The organism is Micromonospora sp. SH-82 (genome assembly GCF_051132485.1).
In the GTDB taxonomy this organism is placed as follows: Bacteria; Actinomycetota; Actinomycetes; order Mycobacteriales; family Micromonosporaceae; genus Micromonospora.
In genome coordinates this window covers 63,570-84,233 of sequence record NZ_CP148049.1, presented here as the reverse complement: position 1 = coordinate 84,233, position 20,664 = coordinate 63,570, and the positions used below count along the sequence as shown (strand labels likewise).

Genomic DNA, 20,664 nt, shown 5'->3' with positions numbered 1-20,664 from the left:
ACGAGGGTCAGGTGGTGGTGGCGCCGAACGACTCCAGCAGGGCCGGCGGGGCCTCCTGGGTCTCGGCGGCCGGCGGCTTCTGCACGTCGACCTCGGTGCCGAAGTCCGAGTAGGTGGTGGTCATCTTGCCCAGCGACTGGTCCAGGACGCTGGTGTCGACCACCAACTCGACGAGTCGGCCCTGGTCGTCGGTCTTGGCGGTGAAGGGCACCGCCTTGCCCTTCTCGCCCATCTGCTCGACGGCCTTGTCACCGGGCTTGGCCTTGGTGTAGTCGATGGTGCCGGAGAAGGAGCGGTCGCCGTCCTTCTCGATGTCGACCACGCCGTTGACGAGCTGTCGGGCACCGCCCGGGTCGCCGTCGGGCATCAGGTTCATCTGGCCGCTCGCGCCGAGCTTGCTGATGTCGAGCCGGAGCCACTTGTCGGACATGCCGGGTACGCCGGTGTACTTCAGGTAGCCGTCGTTGTCGATCGTGATCATGCGGAACGAGCCCTGCCCGCCCAGGTCCATGGTCATGTCGAGCTTCTTGGCAGTGGGGTCCATCACCCCGCCGCCACTGAGGACCGAGGACTTGATCTCGACCCGGACGCTGTCCTCGTTGAGCTTCATGGCCGCCGCGCTCAGCTCCGCACGAGGGTCGGCCGGTGCGGCGCTGGACTCCGCCGCCGCGCCGTCACCGTTGCCGGCCGGGGTGTCCGACGTCCCGTCGGTGCCGCAACCGGTCAGGGCGAGACCGAATGCGGCGACGAGCGCGGCCCCCGTGGTCGCCAGCCGTCGAGTCTTCATGCTGGAGGTACTCCATCTTCTCGGGTTGGCCGGGGTCGCCGAGGCGGCCCGGCCGGGTCTCGCACAGGCTAGCGACGGGGTGGGACATCCGCCGGGTGGCGAGGGTCCCGTACGGCCCGCATGTGGTCTTGCTCCGATCCGCCCGGCATGGTCACCACGACCGCGACCTGCACCGGTAGGGTCACCCCATGGCAGACGCGCTGACCGCCGAGGCGGTGCGGAACGAGCTGGAACGGCTGACCGGCTGGACAGGAACTCCGGCCGGGATCACCCGAACCGTCGAGCTGAGGAACTTCCCGGCCGCCATCGCGGTGGTGGACCGGGTCGCCGTCGTGGCCGAGGAGCTCGACCACCACCCGGACATCGACATCCGGTGGCGGACCGTGACCTTCCGCTGCGTGACCCACACCGTCGATCGAGTCACTCCCCGCGACCTGGAGTTGGCCCGACGGATCGACGAGATCGTCGGAGGTGCCCGGTGAGATTCGAGATCAGCAAGGTGCTGGACGCGATCGAGGGGCGGGTGTGCGTCGACCCCTCGCTGGCCCGGGCCGTCCTCGACCTGGCAGAGGTGATCAGGTACCAGGACCTCGACGGCGGCCGACCGGCCAACCTGCTCCGGCTCGGCATGATCATCGACGCGCTCTCCCGGCAGTTGGAGGAGGACAGCGTCCCGGTCTACGCGGTGGTGCACCGGGCCGTCCTCTCCGACGCCGACCTCACCTCCAACGAGCGGATGGTGGTCCGCCGGTGGGCCGACGACGGGCTGGTCGAGGTGCTCGACAACCCCGGCGACCGGATGCTGGAGGTGGCCGACCTCCTCGGCCTCCCGGTGCTCACCCGCAACCGCCTCGACGGGCTGCGCGGACGGTTCCCCTGGGTCACCGAGGAGCCCGGCCGCGTCCTGGCCCCGGTTCCCGGCCAGGGTGGCCCGGCCTTCGTCGCCCACGTCGGCAACGCCACCGTCCCGGTGGAGGGACGCCCCTCCCCGGTCGGTGAGCAGCTGCTCGCCCGGCAGTGGCGGTGCCCCGAGCCGGGGTGCGCCCTCTTCGGCGGTGGCGGGGGCGGCGGGGCCTTCGCCGACCTGGCCCGGGTCGACCGGCCTGCGGGCGGCCAGCCGCCACCGGCGCTGCGTAACGGCGTACCGACCTGCCCCCGGCACGGCACCCGACTCAACGACGGCGGGCCCCGTCCGCGTACCCAGGTCCTCGCGGTGAGCGTCGGGGGGCTGATCCGTCGGCGGTTCGTGCTCACCGCCGACGAGCCCGTGCTGATCGGAAGGTCCCCGGACCAGCCCGGTGGGATCACCCTCGGTCAGTGGCTCAACGACGAGGCCCGCCGCTGGATCAGCCGCAGCCACCTCCAGTTCGAGCTGCGGGCCGGCGAGGTGGTGGTGACCGACGTGAGCACGAACGGCTCCGGCGTCCGCCCGGGCGGGTCGATGAAGGAGTCCGACCGGCAGCAGCTCCAGCCCGGACAGTCCCGGATCCTCGACGGTGGGGACATGGTCGAGCTCTACCCCGGGGTCCAGGTGGGGCGACCGGGTGAGCTGGCCAGCGGCGCGCCCATCACCCCCGCCTCGGTGATGGCCGAAGCGCCCACCATGGCGATGCGGCTGCCCAACGCCTGACCGTCGTCGGCAGCCGGCGTACCCGTCCGGGGCGCGCCGGCTGCCCTGACCTCGTCGTGTCGCCTGGTTCGCCCGGCCTCGTCGTGTCGCCTGGTTCGCCCGGCCTCGTCCCGCTCGGGTCGGGGCGGGGACGGCGTGCCGGTCAGGCGGGGGAGAGGACGGCGGCGAGCTGGGCCACCGCCTGGTCGATCTCCGCCTCGGTGACCACCAGTGGCGGAGCCAGCCGGATCGTCGCACCGTGGGTGTCCTTGGCGAGGACCCCCCGCTCGGCGAGCCGCTCGCACGCCTGTCGGCCGGTCATCAGCCCGGGGTCGAGGTCCAGCCCCGCCCAGAGTCCCCGGCCCCGGACCGCCACCAGGCCCCTGCCGACGAGGTCGCCCAGGCCCGCGTGCAGTCGGGCACCCAGCTCCGCCGAGCGGCGCTGGAACTCACCGGTGGCGAGCAGCCGCACCACCTCGGTGGCGACCGCGCAGGCCAGCGGGTTCCCGCCGAAGGTGGACCCGTGCTGGCCGGGCTGGAGCACCCCGAGGACGTCGGTGTCCGCCACGACCGCGGAGACCGGGACGATCCCCCCGCCGAGCGCCTTGCCCAGCAGGTACATGTCCGGGACGACCCCCTCGTGGTCGCAGGCGAAGGTCTCACCGGTCCGGCCCAACCCGGACTGGATCTCGTCGGCCAGCAGGAGCACGTCGCGTTCGGTGCAGACCTGCCGTACGCCGGGGAGGTACCCGACCGGGGGCACCACCACCCCCTGCTCGCCCTGGATCGGCTCGATCAGGACCGCCACCGTGTTCTCGTTCACGGCGGCTGTCAACGCGTCCAGATCCCCGTACGGGACGACTGTGAAGCCCGGGGTGTACGGCCCGAAGTCGTCCCGGGCGTCGGAGTCGGTGGAGAAGCTGACGATGGTGGTGGTCCGGCCGTGGAAGTTGCCGGCGGCGACCACGATCTCGGCCTGCCCGGCGGGCACCCCCTTGACCCGGTAACCCCACTTGCGGGCCACCTTGACGGCGGTCTCCACCGCCTCGGCACCGGTGTTCATCGGCAGGACGAGATCCTTGCCGCACAGCTCGGCCAGCTCCCGGCAGAAGTCGGCGAACCGGTCGTGGACGAACGCCCGACTGGTCAGGGTCAGCCTGTCGAGTTGGGCGTGTGCGGCGGCGATCAGCCGGGGATGGCGGTGGCCGAAGTTGAGCGCCGAGTACCCGGCCAGGAAGTCCAGGTAGCGGCGGCCGTCCACGTCGGTCAGCCAGGCGCCCTCGGCCTCGGAGATCACCACCGGCAGCGGGTGGTAGTTGTGCGCGGTCCAGCGTTGCGCGTCCCGGACCGCGTCCGGCGTCCGCAGCGTGTCGTCGAGGATCACCTGTCTGCCCTTCCCTGGCGGAGTCGCAACGTGCAGCACTTCGGGCCGCCGCCGGCCTTACGCAGCTCGGACAGGTCGACACCGATGGTCAGGTAGCCCCGGTCGCGCAGCTGTCCGGCCAGCCCGGTGGCCTGCTCGGGCAGGACCACGTGTCGACCGTCGCTCACCGCGTTGAGACCCAGGACCTCGGCGTCGGCGGTCGTGGCGTGGACGGCGTCCGGGAAGAGCCGACGCAGTACGGCGCGGCTGCCGGGGGAGAAGGCCTCCGGCAGGTACGCCACGGTCTGCTCGTCGAGGACGGTCAGCGCGGTGTCCAGGTGGTAGAAGCGGGGGTCGACCAGGTGCAGGGTCACCACCGGATATCCGAAGGTCTCCTGTAGTCGGGCGTGTGCGGCGTGCGCGGTCCGGAACCCGGTACCGGCGAGCAGGTGGTCGCCGACCAGCAGGACGTCCCCCTCGCCCTCGTTGACGTGCTTCGGGTCGGACACCTCGAAGCCGGCCCGTTCGAGCCAGGACCGGTACGCCGGGGCCTCGTCGGCGCGCTGCGGGTCCCGGAACTGCACGGCCATGGCGTGACCGTCGATCACCGTCGCCCCGTTGGCGGCGAAGACCATGTCGGGCAGGCCGGGCAGCGGCTCGATCAACTCCACCTGGTGTCCCAGGTCGAGGTAGGTCCGGCGCAGCAGTTCCCACTGCCGGACGGCCAGGGCGGTGTCGACCGGGGCGGTCGGGTCCATCCACGGGTTGATCGCGTAGTCCACGGCGAAGTACGTCGGCCGACACATCAGGAAACGTTGGCGGAGCCCGTCCATCGTCATGCGTCCTGCTCCCAGCGGGTCGAGCGCGCCCCGGCCTTCGGTGGCCATCGGAGCTGGCGCCTTTCCACGCTATGACGCACCCGACGACGGGATCCACCGCTGAGAGTTGCGTACGGCGGCCGAACGTTGCGTCTGACCCGGACGCGGCGACGAATCGTTGCAACCGCCGACTTCGGGACCCCGGACACGACTCGGGGGCGGCGTGGACGCCGCCCCCGAAGGAGTTTGCCCTGCTGGTGAACCACCGGCTGGCTGGGCCTGCCGCCGGTGAACCACCGGCACGGAGGTATGTGCCCGTCAGAACCGGTTCAGAAACTGTGAGTCAAGCCACTCCCGCACCTGTTGCACCCAGTCGCCGTCGGTGTTGGGCCAGACGTACAGGCCGGTCATCGCCAGCACCCCGACCACCACCGCGCCGAGCCCGAAGGCGATGCCCAGCAGCGCGTCCGGCTTGCCGACCACGTGGCGGCGGCGGGTCGCGATCAGCCCGAGCACGGAGAGGACCGCGCCGACCGCCCCGACCGCGATGCCGTACCCGGCGAGGGTTCCGGTGAGGACGACGAGCGCCCCTGCCACCCCGAACACCAGACCGGTGGTGGCGAGGAGGCTGGCCCGGGGCTTCGGTCCGGCGGTGACCGGCGGCCGGTCGGTGACCGGGGTGGCGTCGGTGAGGGTGGGGTCGTCGTCGGCGACGGGAGGTGGGGCGGACGACCGGTCACCGCCGGCGACGCCCGGCGGTGGCGGTGGCAGTGGGCGGCGGGCGGCGGCCCGGTCGCTCCCCGCGTCGGCGGTCCGGGTCGGACCGGGGACACCGGCGGGCGGGGTGTCGGCAGCCGGGGGCGTGGTGGTGCGGGGTGGCGGGACGGGGTCGGCGACGGCAGTCGTCGTGCCGCCCCCGGTGGGTGCGCCCTCGTCGGCCGGCTCCGCTGTGTCCCGGCGCGACAACGAAGGGAATCTCATCTGTCCACCTCCTGACGGATGCGGGCGGGGCTCGGAACTCCGCAGACCCTGCCACGCGATGACGGCATAGACGTACCCAACGGCCGTCACGGCGACACCCGCAGGTCACCGCCGGTGTTCAGCGGCTTCCGAGGGGGTGGGCACCCGGTGGGTCAGCGGCCGACCAGGAGGCGGAGCCGGGCGAGGGTGCTCAGCGCCGAGGTGACCACTGCCAGCCGCCGGGGCCGAGAGACCACCACCGGGCGGGTCCGTACGCAGTCCATCAGGATCTCCACCGCCCGGTCGACCGGGAGCATCAGCGGCCGGACCGGCCCCTTTGCCATCTTGGTGTCGACGAACCCGAACCGCACCGTGGTCACGTGCACGCCGCGGGGGCGCAGCGCCGCCGCCATCCCCAGCAGGTACGACGACAGCCCCGCCTTCGAGGCGGCGTACCCGGGGGCGTCGGCGGAGACCAGCCGGTCGGCGAGGCTCGACAGTCCGACGAGGTGCCCGGCCCCGGCCGCCACCATCAGGGGCGCCACCACCTCGACGGTCCGGACCGCCCCGGTCAGGTTCACCTCGAAGGTGCGGTGCTCGGCGGCCAGGTCGTCCAGGTCGAGCGGGTCCCCGACCCCGGCGAAGTAGACACAGAGGTCGACCCCGCCCAGGTCGTCGATCGCCCGGCCGAGCACCTGCGGGTAGTCCGGTGCCGTCACGTCCACCACGTGGTGGCGGTACGCGGGTCCGGGCGGCTCGACCCCCCGGCGGGACAGGCCCGCCACCTGCCAACCGTCGGCGAGGAGTCGGCCGGTGAAGGCCAGTCCGATCCCGTCACTGGTGCCGACGAGGACCGCTCGACGTACCGGCTCGACCATGGGTGCCCGCTCCTGCCAACCGCGTCGCCCGAGGGTGCCGCCGTCTCGCCGCAGCACCGGAGGGCGTCATTGAACCAGACCCGGCCCGCCCGGAGGCACCGGCGGGACGGTCCCGGTGGATCGTTCCTGGTCGAAGCGGGCGCGGGCGGCCAGGACCTCGCCGAGGTGGTGGCGACTCCATCGGCAGAAGCCGGCGACGGTGTCGTACAGCTCCCGCCCGGCGGGGGTGAGCCGGTACTCGGTGTGGGGGGCGACGGTGGGGTGCCGGGTCCGGTCCACCACCCCGTCACGTTCCAGCCGGCGCAGGGTCACTGTGAGCAGGCGGTGGCTGATCCCGGTCACCAGCCGGTGCAGCTCACCGAAGCGGCGGGTGTCCGGACCGATCGCCTCGATCACCTGCAGCGCCCACTTGGTGCCGACGGTCCCGAACACCTCCCGGGCCACATCGTGCACCCGGGCCACGTCCGCCGGGCTCGGCCGGTCATCGTCCACGCCACCCACCCACTTACCGAGAAGTGCGTACTTACGCCGGTCACCGCAGTGTCCTAGTTTCCAGGTCGAGAAGATCGACACGAGGAGCGGACATGACGATTCTGAAGACGTACGCCCGACTGTGGGTGGACGACCTGGACGCCTCGCTGCCGTTGCTGCGCAGCCTCGTCGGCACCGAACCGGATCTGCGGTTCGGGTTCGACGCCGTGGAGTTGGCAGCGATCGGCGACTTCCTGGTGATCGCCGGACCACCCGCCGAACGGGCCCGGTACGCCAACGCGTCGGCCACCGTCGTCGTCGACGACCTGGACCGGGTCGTCGCCGAGGTCACCGCCCGGGGTGGCGAGATCACCACGCCGGAGGCGGCCAGCCCGACCGGCCGTTTCCTCTACGCCCGGCATCCCGGCGGGGCGGAGGTGGAGTACGTCCAGTGGACCCCGGAACTCGTCGACCGGATCGTCCGCCGGAGCTGAACCCGGATCGTCCGCCGGAGCTGAACCCGGCCCGTCCGGCGACGCTGGAACCGGCCCGCCGGGCGGAGCCGAACCCGGCCGCCGGGGGGTGGCTATGCTTGGGCGTCGTGCCAGAGGGACATACCATCCACCGCCTGGCGGCCCGGCACGCCGAGTTGTTCGCCGGGGACAAGGTGCACGCCGCCAGTCCGCAGGGTCGGTTCGCCGAAGGGGCCGAACGCCTGAGCGGGACCGTCCTCGACCACACCGAGGCGTACGGCAAGCACCTGCTGCACCACTACGACGGTGAGTCGACCCTCCACGTCCACCTCGGCCTCTACGGCAAGGTGACCGACGGGGACGGGGAGCCCCCCGCGCCGGTGGGGCAGATCCGGCTCCGGCTGACCAGCGACCGGCACTGGCTCGACCTGCGGGGCCCGACCGCCTGCGAACTGCTCGGTCCCCCCGACGTGCGGGCGCTGCGGGAACGGCTCGGCCCGGACCCGCTGCGCCCCGACGCCGACCCGGCCCGGGCGTACGCCCGGATCTCCCGCCGCTCGACGGCGCTGGCGGCGCTCCTGCTCGACCAGTCGGTGGTGGCCGGCACCGGGCTGATCTTCGTCACCGAGGCGTTGTTCCGGGCCGGACTGCCGCCCACCCTGCCCGGCCGGGAGCTGACCCCGGCCCGGTGGCGGGAGCTCTGGGCCGACCTGACCGAGCTGATGAGCGTCGCCGTCGACCGGGGTCGGATCGACACCGTCCGCCCCGACGACCTGCCCGAGGCGACCGGCCGCGCCCCGAGGGTCGACCGGCACGGCGGCGAGGTGTACGTCTACCGCCGTCCCGGCCTGCCCTGCCACGTCTGCGGCACCGGGATCAGCCGGGGCACCCTCGCCGGTCGCAACCTCTACTGGTGCCCCACCTGCCAACGCTGACCCCGGCCCGTCGGGTCACCGCAGGCGGCGGATGTCGCCGTGGGCGCGGTAGAAGCCACCCCGGCCGGCCTCCCGGACCTCGGTGACCAGGTAGCGGGCTCCCGGCTCGCGGATGCCCTTGGGGAACTGCACCGACCAGTCCCGGTGGAACCCGTCGGAGAGGACGTGCACCCGCAGCCGACCGTTCTCGTCGGTGCACTCCACGACCACCCCACCACGGGCGTCGCTGGTCACCTCCAGGGCGGTCGGGGCCGCCGGCACCGGAGCCCGGGACGGGGCCTTGACGTCCACCGGGGTCGGGACGGTACCGGCCTCGGCGGCCCGGATCGCCGACTCCCCGGCGTCGATGCAGGCGAGCTGGCCACTGGTGGTGACGACGTACAGCCGCTCCTGCTCGTACTGCATCGAGTAGGCCGACCCGCAGCCGGTGCCGAGCTTCCACAACCGGGTGCCGTCGGCGTCGAAGCAGTAGATCGAGGACTGGTTGTCCCCGGCGAAGACGTACCGGCCGTCGGCGGCGGTGGCACAGGAGAAGACCGGGGCGTCACACCGGAAGACCTGCTCCTGCCGGCCGTCCTTGCCCAACCGCACCACCTGGCGGGTGGCGGTGCCGGCGAACACCGCCCCGCGCTCCTGCCAGCCGAACAGGACCGGACCGGTGGGGGTGTGCCAGATCTCCTGCCCGGTCCGCCAGTCGTAGCCGGTGACCCCGGACGAGTGTCCGTGGTAGAGCGCGGCCGGGTCGCAGCGCACCATCCACGCCGAGTCGCCCCGCCCCCGGCGTCGCCACAGGAACTCGTCCTCGTGGTCGACGGCGGCGATGCCACCGTCGGCGTCGGAGACCCCGAGCACCCCGTCGTGGATGTCCAGCCAGTAGATGTCGATGTCGGGGGCGATCGTGTACGCCACCCGGGGCGTCTTCCCGGACAGGTCGTAGACGTTGCCGTCGTCGCACCCGGCGTAGAGCCAGTCGTCGTCGGCGACGATGCACTTCACTCCGTCGGGGAGCTGCACCTGACCGACGACCCGGGCGGCGTGGTCCAGGGTGGTGATCACCCCTCGTTCGTTGCCGACCATGCACCGGTCCCCGTCGACGAAGATGCCGAACGCGGGGGCGCCGGAGGCGTACCGCCACAGGACCGGGGCGGTACGGGCGGTCGAGCGGGTGCTGACGATCTGCCGACGGGAGACGGCCCGCTTCTGGCGGACCCCGACCACCGCCGGGGCGTACCCCTTGCGGACCTTCTCCCCGAGCTTCTTCGCCGCCGCCGCGCGGGCCTTGGCGTTGTCCGGGTAGGCGGTGCTCTTCACCTGTCCCTGGTCACCGATGCGGCCGTACCGGACGGTGAGGGTGGTGCCGTCGACGACCACCTCGTAGAACTTGTGCGCCCCGCCGCCGGTCTCGGACAGTTCGAGGTACGTCGTCTCCTGGGCCATCGCCGGAACCTTCCACCGAGGGGTTGATCAGTCGAGACGACCCTAGCCACCCCCACCGACATCCCCGGCGGGGTGCACCGACGACGGGCGCACCACCGGCCAGAGCGCCCCCGGCGTCAGCGGAGCAGGGCGTCGACGGTCTTGCGGGCGGCGATGAGGACCGGGTCCCAGACCGGGGCGTACGGCGGGGCGTAGCCGAGGTCCAGGGAGGTCATGTCCTCGACCGTCATCCCGTTCCACAGCGCCACGGCCAGGGCGTCGATCCGTTTCGCCGCTTCCGACCGGCCGACGATCTGCGCGCCGAGCAGCCGCCCGGTGGGCCGCTCGGCGATCAGCTTCACAGTCATCGGGCGTGCCCCCGGGAAGTACCCGGCCCGACTCGTCGACTCGGTCAGCACCGAGACGAACTCGAAACCGGCCTCCCGGGCCTCCCGTTCCCGCAGGCCGGTCCGGGCCACCTCCAGCTCGCAGACCTTCGTCACGGCGGTGCCGATGACGCCGGGGAAGGTGGCGTACCCGCCGCCGATGTTGATCCCGGCGACCCGTCCCTGCTTGTTGGCGTGGGTGCCGAGGGGGATGTGCACCGCCGCCCCGCTGACCCGGTGCAGGCTCTCCACACAGTCGCCGGCCGCCCAGACCCCGGGGACCCCGACCACCCGCATCCGGCGGTCCACCCGCAGCGCCCCACTGGGACCCAACGGCATCCCGGCGGCCTCGGCGAGCCCGGTGTTGGGGCGTACGCCCAGGCCGAGGACGACCACGTCGGCGGGGATCGGGCCGTCGGCGGTGACCACCGCGGCGACCCGGCCGTCGCGCTCCGTCAGCCCGGTCACCTCGACCCCGGTGCGGATCTCGATACCTGTCGCTCGCATCGCGTCGGCGACCAGGGCGGCCATGTCCTCGTCCACCGTGCTCATCGGCTGGGCCGCCTGCTCGACCAGGGTCACCGCGAGCCCCCGCTGGATCAGGGCCTCGGCCATCTCCACGCCGATGTACCCCCCGCCGACCACCACCGCCGAACGGGGGGCGGGGTCGGCGTCCAGCCAGGCCCGCAGCGCCGCGCCGTCGTCGAGGGTCTGCACCCCGAACACGCCCTGGACCTCGTCGCGGGCCCACTCCGGGAGGCGGGGGGAGGCGCCGACGGCGTACATCAGGGTGTCGAAGCCCTCGCGGAGTTCCCGCCCGGCGGTGAGGTCCCGGACGACCACCTCACGGCGGTCCAGATCGATGGCGGTGACCTCGTGTCGCAGCCGGACGTCGATGTCGAACTCGTCCCGGAAGACCTCGGGTTCGCGGGCGACGAGCTGATCGCGCTCCTCGACCAGCCCGCTGATCCAGTACGGGATGCCGCAGGCCGAGTACGACGTGAACCGCCCCCGCTCGAAGGCGACGATCTCCAGGTCGTCGCGGTCCCGTCGACGCCGGGCCTGGGAGGCCGCTGCCATTCCGGCGGCGTCCCCGCCGATCACGATCATCCGCTCCGCCACCGGCTCAGTCTGACACGCCCGCCCCGCCCCGGCCGGGTGCCGGCCGGGGTGAGGCGTGAGGTCAGGCCCCCCGGGTCTGCCGGGCGACGTCGTCCACCACGTCGGTGAGTCGGCCGGACCGGGCGTACACCGCCCGCTGTCGGGCCGCTGGGCTGCCGTGCCGCCGCAGCGCGCCGAGCAGTTCGGTGACCTCGGCCAGGTCGCCGTGCCGCTCCAGCGCCGGACCCAACCTGTCGACCAGTTCGTCGAGCAGCTCCCACATGGGGCGGACCTCGCCGGTGGTGAGGTCGACGCCGTCGCCCTCCAGGCCGTCGTGCGCGGCCCGCCAGTGCGCGGCGACCAGCATGTGGTGGTCGGTCGCGATGGCCGGGCGACCGTCGGCGATGTCGGTCATCGCGGTGGCGACCATTCCCCGGACCAGGGCCGCCACCAGGACGGCGTCGTCGACCGAGGGGCACACGTCACCGAGGCGGATCTCCACGGTGGGGTACTTCGCGGAGAGCCTGGCGTACCAGTAGAGCATCCCCTCGTCGAGCATCACCCCACTGGAGATCAGCTGCCGGATCATCCGCTCGTAGTGTTCGTGGGAGAGCAGGTACGGGGTGGGGGCCACCGACGGCCAGCGTTCCCACTCGATCGACCGCCAGCTGGCGTACCCGGTGTCCTCACCGGCGCTGAACGGGGAGTTGGCGGTGACCGCCTGCAACACCGGCAGCCAGGGGCGGACGTGGTTGAGCACCTGGACACCGGTCTCCGAGTCCGGCACCCCGACGTGCACGTGCATGCCGTTGTTGCCGGGGCCCGGCACCAGGAGCCGGAACCGCTCGATCATCTTGTCGAACCGGGGCTTGTCGACCACCGGGGGGATCGGGCCGTCGACCGGCCCGGTCCCGATGGCCAGGAGGCGTACGCCGGCCCGGTCGGCGGCCTCGGCCAGCGCGGACCGCAGCACCCCGAGGGAGTGCCGGATGGAGGACAGCTCCAACCCGGGCGGGCTGCCGATCTCGATCTGACTGGTCTGGAACTCCCGTTCCACCTGCCCGTGCAGCTCCGCCGGGACCTGCTCCATGACCAGGTCGACGGCGGGGACCGCGACCCCGGTGTGCGGGTCGACGAGGAGGAACTCCTCCTCCACGCCCACGGTGAGCAGGTCGTCTCGGGCTGTGCCCGCCGCCTGCGCAGGATCCGTCGCCTCTGCCGGAGCCTGCACGACCTGCCCGGTCATCTCCACCACCGTCCATTCCGCAGCCGTCGGCCCGCCGCCGACGTGTGGCTCCTGGTTACCCGGAGTGGTCGCTGCGGAAAACCAGCCCTCGGCGTGTCCGGCGACTTACTCCCGCCCGTCGCGTGACTTCCGCCCACCCGTCGCGCAGACGACCCGGGGGAGACACCCTCCGCCACGACGTGCCGATTGACATTGACAAATTAGTTAAGACTCCGTACAACTCCTGGGAGAGCGCTCTCTCGACCCCCGTCCCGCCAGAGAGGCATCCCATGACACCTGCCCCAACGGCACCTGCCGCCCCCACCTCGCGTCGTCGGCTGCGGATGGCCCTGGCCGTGGTCGCCACCGTCACCACCGGGCTGGCCGGCGTCGCCGTCAGCGCCAACGCCGCAGTCCCCACCCTCGCCCCCGGGTGGAGCCTGGTCTGGGCCGACGACTTCACCGGCGCGGCCAACACCCTGCCCTCGGCGGCCAACTGGATCATCGACACCGGCACCGGGTACCCGGGCGGTCCGCCCAACTGGGGCACCGGCGAGATCCAGACGTACACCAACAGCACCTCCAACCTCAGCCACGACGGCGCCGGCAACCTGCGGATCACCCCGCTGCGGTCGGCGAACGGCACCTGGACCTCGGCCCGGATCGAGTCGGTGCGCAGCAACTTCAAGGCCCCCGCCGGCGGCGTCCTGGCCATCGAGGGGCGCATCCAGATGCCCAACGTCACCGGCGACGCCGCCCTCGGCTACTGGCCGGCGTTCTGGGCGCTCGGCTCGCCGTACCGGGGCAACTACCAGAACTGGCCGAGCATCGGCGAGTTCGACGTGATGGAGAACGTCAACGGGATCAACCGGGTCTGGGGGGTCCTGCACTGCGGGGTCGCACCCGGCGGACCCTGCAACGAGTGGGACGGCATCAGCAACTTCCGCACCTGCCCGGGGAGCAGCTGCCAGTCTGCGTTCCACACCTACCGCTTCGAGTGGGACACCTCGGTCAGCCCCCAGCAGCTGCGCTGGTACGTCGACGGTCAGCAGTACCACACGGTCACCCAGGGGCAGATCGGTGAGCCGTACTGGAGCCAGATGACCAACCACGCCGGATACTTCCTGCTGCTGAACGTGGCGATGGGTGGCGGCTTCCCCAACGGCGTAGCCGGGTTCACCACCCCCACCTCGGCGACGGTGCCCGGTCGGCCGATGCTCGTCGACTACGTGGCGGTCTACCAGCGCGGTGGGGGGAGCACCCCGCCGCCCACCACGCCGCCGCCGACCACCCCGCCGCCCACCGGGGTACGCGACGCGTACTCGACGATCCAGTCCGAGTCGTTCAACAGCCAGAGCGGCGTGTTCGTCGAGGCCTGCTCCGAGGGCGGGCAGAACATCGCCGGCGTCGGCAACGGCAACTGGGTCCGGTACGACAACGTCGACTTCGGGTCCACCCCGCCCCGGGACTTCGTCGCCCGGGTGGCCTCCGGCGCAGCCGCCGGGGTCAGCGGCCTGGTCGAGGTCCGGGTGGGCAGTCCGACGAGCACCCCGATCGGGTCGTTCTCCGTTGCCAACACCGGCGGATGGCAGAGCTGGCGATCGGTTCCGGGGAACGTGACGACCCCGGTGACCGGCCGACAGACGGTCTACCTGACCTTCACCAGCGGGCAGCCCGCCGACTTCGTCAACGTCAACTGGTTCACCTTCCGTCGCTGAGTGCAGGCAGGGGCCCCGCGTCGACGCACAGCGTCGGCGCGGGGCCCCTGCTCACGCGGAGCCGGCGGGTTCGCGGGTACGGCGGCGACGGCGGACCTTCTTCACCGCCCAGTTGGCGATCATCAGCAGGATCAGGCCGATGATGGCGTAGTCGAACCAGCTGCTGTACCGGTCGATCTGCTCCCAACGGGAGCCCAGGGCGTACCCGAGCCCGATGAACAGGGCGTTCCAGATGCCGCTGCCGATCGTGGTGAGCAGGGTGAAGGTGGGCAGGGGCATCCGGTTGGCCCCGGCCGGGACCGAGACCAGGCTCCGGACCACCGGCATCATCCGTCCGAAGAGCACCGCCCACGTGTCGTACCGCTCGAACCAGCGGTCCGCCTTCTCCAGGTCCGCCAGGTCCACCAGGGGGAGCCGGTCCAGCCACCGCTTGAGCCGGTCCTCCCCGAGGGCCGCCCCCAGCCAGTACAGGACCAGGGCCCCGAGCAGGGAACCGGCGGTGGCGGCCACCCAGACCACCACCAGGTTGAACCGGCCCTCCCCGGCCAGGTACCCGGCCAGGGCCAGGACGATCTCGCTGGGGATCGGGGGGATGATGCTCTCCAGGGCCACCAGCAGGGCCACCCCGACCGCCCCGGCGGACTCGATCACCCCGGCGACCCAGCCGGTCAGGCCACCCAGTTCACCCGGGTCGACGTTCTCGGCGAGGGCCATGGCGCGGTGTCCTTCCCGGCGCGTCCGGTGGGCGCACCACCGGACGGGACCACCCGGGGAGGTACCCGGCGGGCATCAGCCGGATGTACCCCACCCGGACCCGGCCACACCTGTTCCCCGTCGACCCGGGCCGTCCCCCTCCCCGGCACCGGCGGAGGGGACAGCCCCGGCCGGGCTCACTCCTCGGGGTGCACCCCGAGGTCGGCGGGGCCCTGCCGCCAGGCGGTGAAGTGCACCTGGAGCCCGTCCCGGCTGGGGGCACAGCAGAAGGGGCCTGCCAGGGCGGTGGCCGTCGGGTCCAGGGGGGCCAGCCGGACCAGGTGCCAGGGCTCCCCCTCGGCCCGGGCCCGGATGGTCAGGGCGTCCCCGGTCCGGCTGACCCGGACGCTGACCACCCGCCCCGTCCACCCCGGGACCGGGGCCGTCGACCAGTCCGAGAACTCCCTGGTGACCACCGCACCGACCTGGGGCAGCCCGTCGCAGAACTCCACCCCCGTCTTGACCCAGTTCGCCTCGTCCACCCGGACCAGCACCCCGGCCTGGTCGAACTGCCCGGAGAAGTCCATCAGGAAGTCGACCTCCACGGCCTGCCCGACGGGCAGGGGGGCGAGCAGGGCCTCCCCGTCGTCGTGGACGAACCCGTAGCTGGTCCGCCGCCAGAAGTCCCCACCCTCGGCCGGCCGGACCCGCAGGCCCCCCTCGGGGGTCGGCTCGGCGCTGACCGGCGGGTTCAGCCAGGCCCCCTGGGACCAGTCGACGGGGTGGGCGGGGGGTACCAGGTCGGCGCTCATGCCGCGACCGTACCGGAGCCCACCCCGCCCCGTCCGACCCCGCACTCACCATCGACGGGTGTCAGCGGGCCGGGTCGAGGAGAACTCGCGTTTGCCGCAGCCGGCGTACGGAAAAGGGAAGTCCCCATGGGTGACAGGTGGTACCAGGAGGCGGTCGTCTACTGCCTCGACATCGACACGTTCGCCGACTCGAACGCCGACGGGGTGGGTGACATCCCGGGGCTCATCAGCCGCCTCGACTATCTGGCCAGGTTGGGTGTGACCTGCCTCTGGCTGCATCCGATCCACCCGTCGCCGAACAAGGACGACGGCTACGACGTCACCGACTTCTACAACGTGGACCCCCGCTTCGGCACCCTCGGTGACTTCGCCGAGCTGCTGCACCAGGCGAGCAACAGGGGCATCCGGGTCATCATCGACCTGGTCGTCAACCACACCTCCGACCAGCACCCCTGGTTCGTCTCCGCCCGTTCCTCGCCGGACTCGCCCTACCGGGACTGGTACGTCTGGGCCGACCACGAGCCGACCGACAGGCACCAGGGCATGGTCTTCCCGGGCGAGCAGCACGAGACGTGGACCTACGACCGGACCGCCAAGGCCTGGTTCTACCACCGGTTCTACAAGTACCAACCGGATCTGAACTTCCACAATCCGGAGGTACGCGCCGAGATCAAGAAGATCATCTCGTTCTGGCTCCAGCTCGGCGTCGCCGGTTTCCGGATGGACGCGGTGCCGTTCATCATCGAGCTGACCGAACCCGGCCACCCCGAGTCGCCGAAGGACTTCGACTACCTCACCGAGCTGCGCCAGCACGTCCAGTGGCGTCGGGGCGACGCAGTCCTGCTCGCCGAGGCGAACGTGGAACCGGACGAACTGCCCCAGTTCTTCGGCGACAACGCCGGGTCGGGCAACCGGCTGCACATGCTCTTCGACTTCATGCTCAACGGACGACTGATGTTGGCCCTGGCCCGACAGGACCCGGAGCCGGTGATCGAGGCGCTGCGGGACACCCCGAAGCTCCCCGAGGGCGGGCAGTGGGCCACCTTCCTGCGCAACCACGACGAGATCGACCTGTCCCGGCTCACCGCCGAACAGCGTGAGCAGGTGTACGCGCAGTTCGGCCCCGAGGAGCACATGCGGATCTACGAGCGCGGGATCCGCCGCCGGTTCGCCCCGATGCTCGACAACGACAGGCGGCGCATCGAGTTGGCGTACTCGTTGCAGTTCTCCCTCCGGGGCACCCCCGTGCTGCGGTACGGGGAGGAGATCGGGATGGGGGAGAACCTCGACCTGCACGGTCGGGAGGCGATCCGTACCCCGATGCAGTGGTCGTACCAGCCCAACGCGGGGTTCTCCGCAGCGGAGGCGGAGAAGCTGGTCCGCCCGGTGATCGAGTCCGGGGAGTACGGCTACCCGACTGTCAACGTCACCGCCCAACGCAAGGACCGCAACTCGTTGCTGTCCTGGTTCGAGCGCATGATCCGGACCCTGCGGGAGGCCCCCGAGATCGGCTCCGGCTCGACCACCCACATCGACGTTCCGATGCCCGCCGGGGTGCTCGCCCACCGCGCCGACGGGGCGACCGGGACGATGGTCTTCCTGCACAACCTGGGCACCGAGGACGCCGTGGTCGACCTGGGTCTGCTCGCCGACGAGGCGGAACTGCCGATCGACGTGCTGACCGACCGCTCCTACCGGGAACTGGGCAAGATGGACGCGGTCCAGATCAACGGGTACGGCTACCGGTGGATCCGGCTGCGCCGGGGGCCGCTGGGGTGAACCTCCCCGGGGGCCACGGTCAGGTCGGGGTGGGTCGGGTGTGCCAGAGCCAGGCCAGGCCCAGCACCGGCAGGACCAACGGGATGTAGCCGTACCCGCTGCCGAACTCCGACCAGACGGTGGCCTCCGGGAACAGGTGCGGCTCGACCAGGCTGAGCGTGCCCACCCCCAGGACACCGAAGAACTCCACCAGGCAACAGGCCAACGCCGTACGCCGTCCACCGGTGCCAGCCCGGGCCAGCCCCACGGCGGCCACGATGTAGATCACCGCAGCGACCCCGGAGAGCAGGTACGCCACCGGGGCCTCGGCGAGCTTCGTCGCGATCTGCACCCCGGCCCGGGCGCTGGCGGCGATCGCGAACAGCAGGTAGACCGCGATCAGCAGCCGCCCCGGCCCCCTGTTGGTCGCCGTCTCAGCCACCGACGAACTCCCAGGTCTGCTGGAGTCGGACCACGACGACCGGGGTGGTCAGGCAGACCGCGCAGACGATCGCCGAACCCCACCTGGTGGGCTCCATCCTGGCCAGCACCGCCGCCAGCGGCGGCAGGCACACCAACGTCACCAGGTATCCGGCGAAGGTGGCCGGTTCACCGGGCCGTTCCCCACCGGCGAGCGCGACCAGCGCCAGCACCGTCAGGGCGAGCAGCCCGACCTCCACCACTGCCAGTCCGACGAACTGCACCCGGTCCGGCGGCCGGTGACGCAGCGCCGCCACCAGCGCCCAGACCGCGAGGAGCAGGGACGCCACGATCGTCGCCACGGCGAGGAAGCCGTCGATCGGCGAACCGGTCGGCACGGGGCTGCTCATCGGGGCCGCCCGGATTCTGTCTCGGTCACCGCCACAGCCTACTAAGCGTCGTAGTACATCCCGTCGGGTGGCGACCCGGTCGGCAGTGACCGGTCGCCCCCCGCCTCCGCGGGCTGCGGCGGTCCCCGTCGCCGACTAGCGTGGATCATTACGACGACGGAGGGGGTACGCGTGTTGAGGTTCGGCCTGTTCGGCACCGGTCACTGGGCGACGGAGACCCACGGTGCCGCCCTCGATGCCCATCCCCGGGTCGAACTGGCCGGAGTCTGGGGGCGGGACCCGGTGAAGGCCGCCGTCCTCGCCGACCGGTACGGGGTCCCCGCGTACGACGACGCCGACGCGCTGATCGACGCGGTCGACGCGGTCTCGGTGGCGCTCCCGCCGGACGTCCAGGCCGACATCGCCCTCCGGGCGGCCATCGCCGGACGACACCTCCTTCTCGACAAGCCGCTCGCGTTGACAGTCGCCGACGCCGACCTGGTGGTGTCGGCCGCCGGGCGGTCCGGCGTCGCGTCGGTGGTCTTCTTCACCGCCCGGTTCCAGCCCGCCGTCGACGCGTTCCTCACCGCCACGGCCGCCGCCGGGGGGTGGTACGCCGCACACGTGCTGCGGTCCGCGTCGGCCTTCCGACCGGAGAGCCCGTACCGGGACTCGCTCTGGCGTCGGCAGCACGGTGGGCTCTGGGACCTGGGTCCCCACGCCCTGTCGGTCCTCCTCCCGGTCCTGGGCCGGGTCACCCGGGTGGCCGCCGTGGACGGCCCGCACGGGCTGGTGAACCTGGTCCTCACCCACGAGGACGGGGGCAGCAGCACCGTGTCGCTGACCCTCGACGCCCCACCCGAGGTGGTCCGCCACGAGACGGTCTTCTACGGCGAGAACGGGATCCGGTCGGTGCCGCTCGGCGAGGGCGGTCCGCTGCCCGCCTTCGCTGTGGCGATCGACCAACTGGTGACCCAGATCGACTCCGGCACCCGGGACCACCGGTGCGACGTACGGTTCGGCCGGGAGGTGGTGGCGGTCCTCGCCGCCGCCGAGACCGCCCGCGCCACCGCCCGGACCGTCGACGTCTGAGCAGTCGCCGTCGCGGTACCCGGTGCCTCGCGGGCCATGCCGGTTTGTCCCCCTGGTGCTCGGGTAGCCGCGACCATGCTGGTACGGCGGCTCGGCGCACCGAGCGACTTCGATCCGCTGCTGGAACGGGTCCGCGACGCCCGGGTGGTGATGGTCGGGGAGGCCTCCCACGGCAGCCACGACTACTACCGGATCCGGGAACAGCTCACCCGGCGACTGATCGCCGAGGGCGGGTTCTCCTTCGTGGCGGTGGAGGGGGACTGGCCGGACTGCGACCGGGTGAACCGGTCGGTGCTCGGGATGCCCGGAGGCGCGGCGGACCCGCACGCCGCGTTGCGGCGGTTCGAGCGGTGGCCGACCTGGATGTGGGCGAACGCGGAGGTGTCCCGGTTCGCCCGGTGGCTGCGGGCCTGGAACCTGGACCGCCCCGAGACGGTACGGGTCGGGTTCCACGGGCTCGACGTGTACAGCCTCTGGGAGTCGATGCAGGCGATCCTCGACTACGTGGGCGAGGAGGACCCGGACTCGTTCGAGGCGGTGCAGGAGGCGTACGCCTGTTTCGAGCCGTACGGCCGACGGTTGGACGAGTACGGCGTGGCGAGCCGGTTCGTCTCGGCCCGCTGCGAGGAGGAGGTGATCCGGCTGTTGGCCCGTACCCGGGAACACGCCGCCTCGGACGGCCCGGACCGCTTCTCGGCCTGGCAGAACGCGGCGGTGGTGGCCGGTGCGGAACGGTACTACCGGGCGATGGTCGGCGGCGGGGCGCAGTCGTGGAACGTCCGGGACGTCCACATGGCCGACACCCTCGACCGGCTGCTCGACAGGTACGGCGCGCAGTCCAGAGGGATCGTCTGGGCACACAACACGCACGTCGGCGACGGTCGGGCGACCGACATGTCAGACGACGGGATGGTCACCATCGGGCAACTGGCCCGGGAACGGTACGGCCCGGACGACGTGGTCCTGATCGGGTTCGGGTCGTACCGGGGCACCGTGACCGCCGCGCCGAGGTGGGGGTCGACGGTCGAGACGATGGTCGTGCCGCCGGCCCGACCGGGCTCGGTCGAGCAGCGGATGCACGAGCTGCTGCCGGAGCGGGCGGTGCTGGTCTTCGACGGCCCGGACCAGCCGGGCTGGGTGACCGAGACCGTCGACCACCGGGCGATCGGGGTGGTCTACGACCCGGCCTTCGAGTCCTGGGGCAACTACGTGCCGACCCGGCTGGCGCAGCGGTACGACGGGTTCGTCTGGTGTGACGAGACCACCGCCCTGCGACCGCTGGCCGCAGTGCCCACCCCCGGCGAACGCGAGACCTGGCCCGCCGGGGTGTGAGGAGGGACCCCTCGTCATCGCTGCTCCG

Annotated in this window: 21 protein-coding genes; 8 read left to right on the top strand and 13 right to left on the bottom strand. The window is 72.2% G+C overall.

Annotated elements, in window-relative coordinates:
* Positions 1-7: 7 nt before the first annotated feature.
* Positions 8-787 carry a hypothetical protein gene (locus WHN02_RS00345; RefSeq protein WP_434741551.1) on the bottom strand — a complete coding sequence of 260 codons (780 nt, stop codon included), beginning with the start codon at positions 785-787 and terminating at the stop codon, positions 8-10.
* Between the two features lie 188 nt (positions 788-975).
* On the opposite strand from WHN02_RS00345, the gene WHN02_RS00340 reads away from it, so the two are divergent.
* Both WHN02_RS00340 and WHN02_RS00335 read left to right on the top strand, forming a co-directional pair.
* A complete protein-coding gene (locus WHN02_RS00340) occupies positions 976-1,269 on the top strand; it encodes a 4a-hydroxytetrahydrobiopterin dehydratase (protein ID WP_434741550.1) in 294 nt (97 codons plus the stop codon).
* A complete protein-coding gene (locus WHN02_RS00335) occupies positions 1,266-2,417 on the top strand; it encodes an FHA domain-containing protein (protein WP_434741549.1) in 1,152 nt (383 codons plus the stop codon). Before WHN02_RS00340 ends, WHN02_RS00335 begins: the two co-directional genes overlap by 4 nt.
* A gap of 142 nt (positions 2,418-2,559) precedes the next feature.
* Here the strand turns inward: WHN02_RS00335 and rocD are convergent, their stop codons facing one another.
* The 5 genes from rocD to WHN02_RS00310 all read right to left on the bottom strand — a co-directional run bounded on the left by rocD (position 2,560) and on the right by WHN02_RS00310 (position 6,907).
* The gene (rocD, locus tag WHN02_RS00330) at positions 2,560-3,777 is read right to left on the bottom strand and encodes an ornithine--oxo-acid transaminase (RefSeq protein WP_434744107.1); all 1,218 of its coding nucleotides are present in this window, start codon (positions 3,775-3,777) and stop codon (positions 2,560-2,562) included.
* On the bottom strand, positions 3,777-4,592 hold the full coding sequence (gene ddaH / locus WHN02_RS00325) for a dimethylargininase (protein ID WP_434744106.1): 816 nt from the start codon (positions 4,590-4,592) through the stop codon (positions 3,777-3,779). The genes rocD and ddaH overlap by 1 nt, the downstream gene beginning before the upstream one ends.
* 303 nt (positions 4,593-4,895) lie before the next feature.
* A complete protein-coding gene (locus WHN02_RS00320; protein WP_434741548.1) occupies positions 4,896-5,558 on the bottom strand; it encodes a hypothetical protein in 663 nt (220 codons plus the stop codon).
* Positions 5,559-5,710: 152 nt separating this feature from the next.
* On the bottom strand, positions 5,711-6,472 hold the full coding sequence (locus tag WHN02_RS00315) for an SDR family NAD(P)-dependent oxidoreductase (protein WP_434741547.1): 762 nt from the start codon (positions 6,470-6,472) through the stop codon (positions 5,711-5,713).
* Positions 6,473-6,481: 9 nt separating this feature from the next.
* On the bottom strand, positions 6,482-6,907 hold the full coding sequence (locus tag WHN02_RS00310) for a winged helix-turn-helix transcriptional regulator (protein ID WP_434741546.1): 426 nt from the start codon (positions 6,905-6,907) through the stop codon (positions 6,482-6,484).
* 92 nt (positions 6,908-6,999) lie between these two features.
* On the opposite strand from WHN02_RS00310, the gene WHN02_RS00305 reads away from it, so the two are divergent.
* Together WHN02_RS00305 and WHN02_RS00300 are read left to right on the top strand one after the other, a co-directional pair.
* The gene (locus WHN02_RS00305; RefSeq protein WP_434741545.1) at positions 7,000-7,380 is read left to right on the top strand and encodes a hypothetical protein; all 381 of its coding nucleotides are present in this window, start codon (positions 7,000-7,002) and stop codon (positions 7,378-7,380) included.
* Positions 7,381-7,487: 107 nt separating this feature from the next.
* Entirely contained in the window at positions 7,488-8,294 is an 807-nt protein-coding gene (locus tag WHN02_RS00300; protein ID WP_434741544.1) for an Fpg/Nei family DNA glycosylase, read from the top strand.
* 15 nt (positions 8,295-8,309) lie between these two features.
* Here the strand turns inward: WHN02_RS00300 and WHN02_RS00295 are convergent, their stop codons facing one another.
* From WHN02_RS00295 to WHN02_RS00285, 3 genes are all read right to left on the bottom strand, one after another.
* Positions 8,310-9,731, bottom strand: a complete 1,422-nt coding sequence (locus WHN02_RS00295) for a PQQ-binding-like beta-propeller repeat protein (RefSeq protein WP_434741543.1) — start codon at positions 9,729-9,731, stop codon at positions 8,310-8,312.
* Positions 9,732-9,847: 116 nt separating this feature from the next.
* Positions 9,848-11,218: an FAD-dependent oxidoreductase gene (locus WHN02_RS00290; RefSeq protein WP_434741542.1), complete on the bottom strand. Its 1,371-nt coding sequence runs from the start codon at positions 11,216-11,218 to the stop codon at positions 9,848-9,850.
* 61 nt (positions 11,219-11,279) lie between these two features.
* Complete coding sequence (locus tag WHN02_RS00285; protein WP_434741541.1) at positions 11,280-12,452, bottom strand: carboxylate-amine ligase; 1,173 nt, start codon at positions 12,450-12,452, stop codon at positions 11,280-11,282.
* A 260-nt stretch (positions 12,453-12,712) separates the two neighbouring features.
* Here WHN02_RS00285 and WHN02_RS00280 point away from each other — a divergent pair, with 260 nt between their 5' ends.
* On the top strand, positions 12,713-14,140 hold the full coding sequence (locus WHN02_RS00280; protein ID WP_434741540.1) for a glycoside hydrolase family 16 protein: 1,428 nt from the start codon (positions 12,713-12,715) through the stop codon (positions 14,138-14,140).
* Positions 14,141-14,191: 51 nt separating this feature from the next.
* Here WHN02_RS00280 and WHN02_RS00275 read toward each other — a convergent pair whose 3' ends face one another.
* Together WHN02_RS00275 and WHN02_RS00270 are read right to left on the bottom strand one after the other, a co-directional pair.
* Positions 14,192-14,854, bottom strand: a complete 663-nt coding sequence (locus WHN02_RS00275; protein WP_434741539.1) for a DedA family protein — start codon at positions 14,852-14,854, stop codon at positions 14,192-14,194.
* Positions 14,855-15,030: 176 nt separating this feature from the next.
* Positions 15,031-15,645, bottom strand: a complete 615-nt coding sequence (locus tag WHN02_RS00270; RefSeq protein ID WP_434741538.1) for a DUF1349 domain-containing protein — start codon at positions 15,643-15,645, stop codon at positions 15,031-15,033.
* Between the two features lie 126 nt (positions 15,646-15,771).
* Here WHN02_RS00270 and WHN02_RS00265 point away from each other — a divergent pair, with 126 nt between their 5' ends.
* The gene (locus WHN02_RS00265) at positions 15,772-17,424 is read left to right on the top strand and encodes an alpha-amylase family protein (protein ID WP_434741537.1); all 1,653 of its coding nucleotides are present in this window, start codon (positions 15,772-15,774) and stop codon (positions 17,422-17,424) included.
* A gap of 19 nt (positions 17,425-17,443) precedes the next feature.
* On the opposite strand, the gene WHN02_RS00260 is transcribed toward WHN02_RS00265, so the two are convergent.
* Complete coding sequence (locus WHN02_RS00260; protein ID WP_434741536.1) at positions 17,444-17,845, bottom strand: hypothetical protein; 402 nt, start codon at positions 17,843-17,845, stop codon at positions 17,444-17,446.
* A complete protein-coding gene (locus WHN02_RS00255; protein ID WP_350895181.1) occupies positions 17,838-18,233 on the bottom strand; it encodes a hypothetical protein in 396 nt (131 codons plus the stop codon). The genes WHN02_RS00260 and WHN02_RS00255 overlap by 8 nt, the downstream gene beginning before the upstream one ends.
* Before the next feature lie 171 nt (positions 18,234-18,404).
* Between WHN02_RS00255 and WHN02_RS00250 the strand changes: the two genes are divergently transcribed.
* Both WHN02_RS00250 and WHN02_RS00245 read left to right on the top strand, forming a co-directional pair.
* Positions 18,405-19,304 (top strand): Gfo/Idh/MocA family protein, encoded by a 900-nt coding sequence (locus WHN02_RS00250; protein WP_434741535.1) that lies wholly within the window; start codon positions 18,405-18,407, stop codon positions 19,302-19,304.
* Between the two features lie 75 nt (positions 19,305-19,379).
* Positions 19,380-20,636, top strand: a complete 1,257-nt coding sequence (locus tag WHN02_RS00245) for an erythromycin esterase family protein (protein ID WP_434741534.1) — start codon at positions 19,380-19,382, stop codon at positions 20,634-20,636.
* Positions 20,637-20,664 lie beyond the last annotated feature (28 nt).

Bases quoted from the DNA above. Each gene is read 5' to 3' on its own strand.
- WHN02_RS00255 (WP_350895181.1), bottom strand. From the start codon at position 18,233: ATGAGCAGCCCCGTGCCGACCGGTTCGCCGATCGACGGCTTCCTCGCC.
- WHN02_RS00320 (WP_434741548.1), bottom strand. From the start codon at position 5,558: ATGAGATTCCCTTCGTTGTCGCGCCGGGACACAGCGGAGCCGGCCGAC.
- WHN02_RS00280 (WP_434741540.1), top strand. From the start codon at position 12,713: ATGACACCTGCCCCAACGGCACCTGCCGCCCCCACCTCGCGTCGTCGG.
- WHN02_RS00270 (WP_434741538.1), bottom strand. From the start codon at position 15,645: ATGAGCGCCGACCTGGTACCCCCCGCCCACCCCGTCGACTGGTCCCAG.
- WHN02_RS00265 (WP_434741537.1), top strand. From the start codon at position 15,772: ATGGGTGACAGGTGGTACCAGGAGGCGGTCGTCTACTGCCTCGACATC.
- WHN02_RS00275 (WP_434741539.1), bottom strand. From the start codon at position 14,854: ATGGCCCTCGCCGAGAACGTCGACCCGGGTGAACTGGGTGGCCTGACC.
- WHN02_RS00340 (WP_434741550.1), top strand. From the start codon at position 976: ATGGCAGACGCGCTGACCGCCGAGGCGGTGCGGAACGAGCTGGAACGG.
- WHN02_RS00245 (WP_434741534.1), top strand. From the start codon at position 19,380: ATGCTGGTACGGCGGCTCGGCGCACCGAGCGACTTCGATCCGCTGCTG.
- WHN02_RS00305 (WP_434741545.1), top strand. From the start codon at position 7,000: ATGACGATTCTGAAGACGTACGCCCGACTGTGGGTGGACGACCTGGAC.
- WHN02_RS00295 (WP_434741543.1), bottom strand. From the start codon at position 9,731: ATGGCCCAGGAGACGACGTACCTCGAACTGTCCGAGACCGGCGGCGGG.
- WHN02_RS00345 (WP_434741551.1), bottom strand. From the start codon at position 787: ATGAAGACTCGACGGCTGGCGACCACGGGGGCCGCGCTCGTCGCCGCA.
- ddaH (WP_434744106.1), bottom strand. From the start codon at position 4,592: ATGGACGGGCTCCGCCAACGTTTCCTGATGTGTCGGCCGACGTACTTC.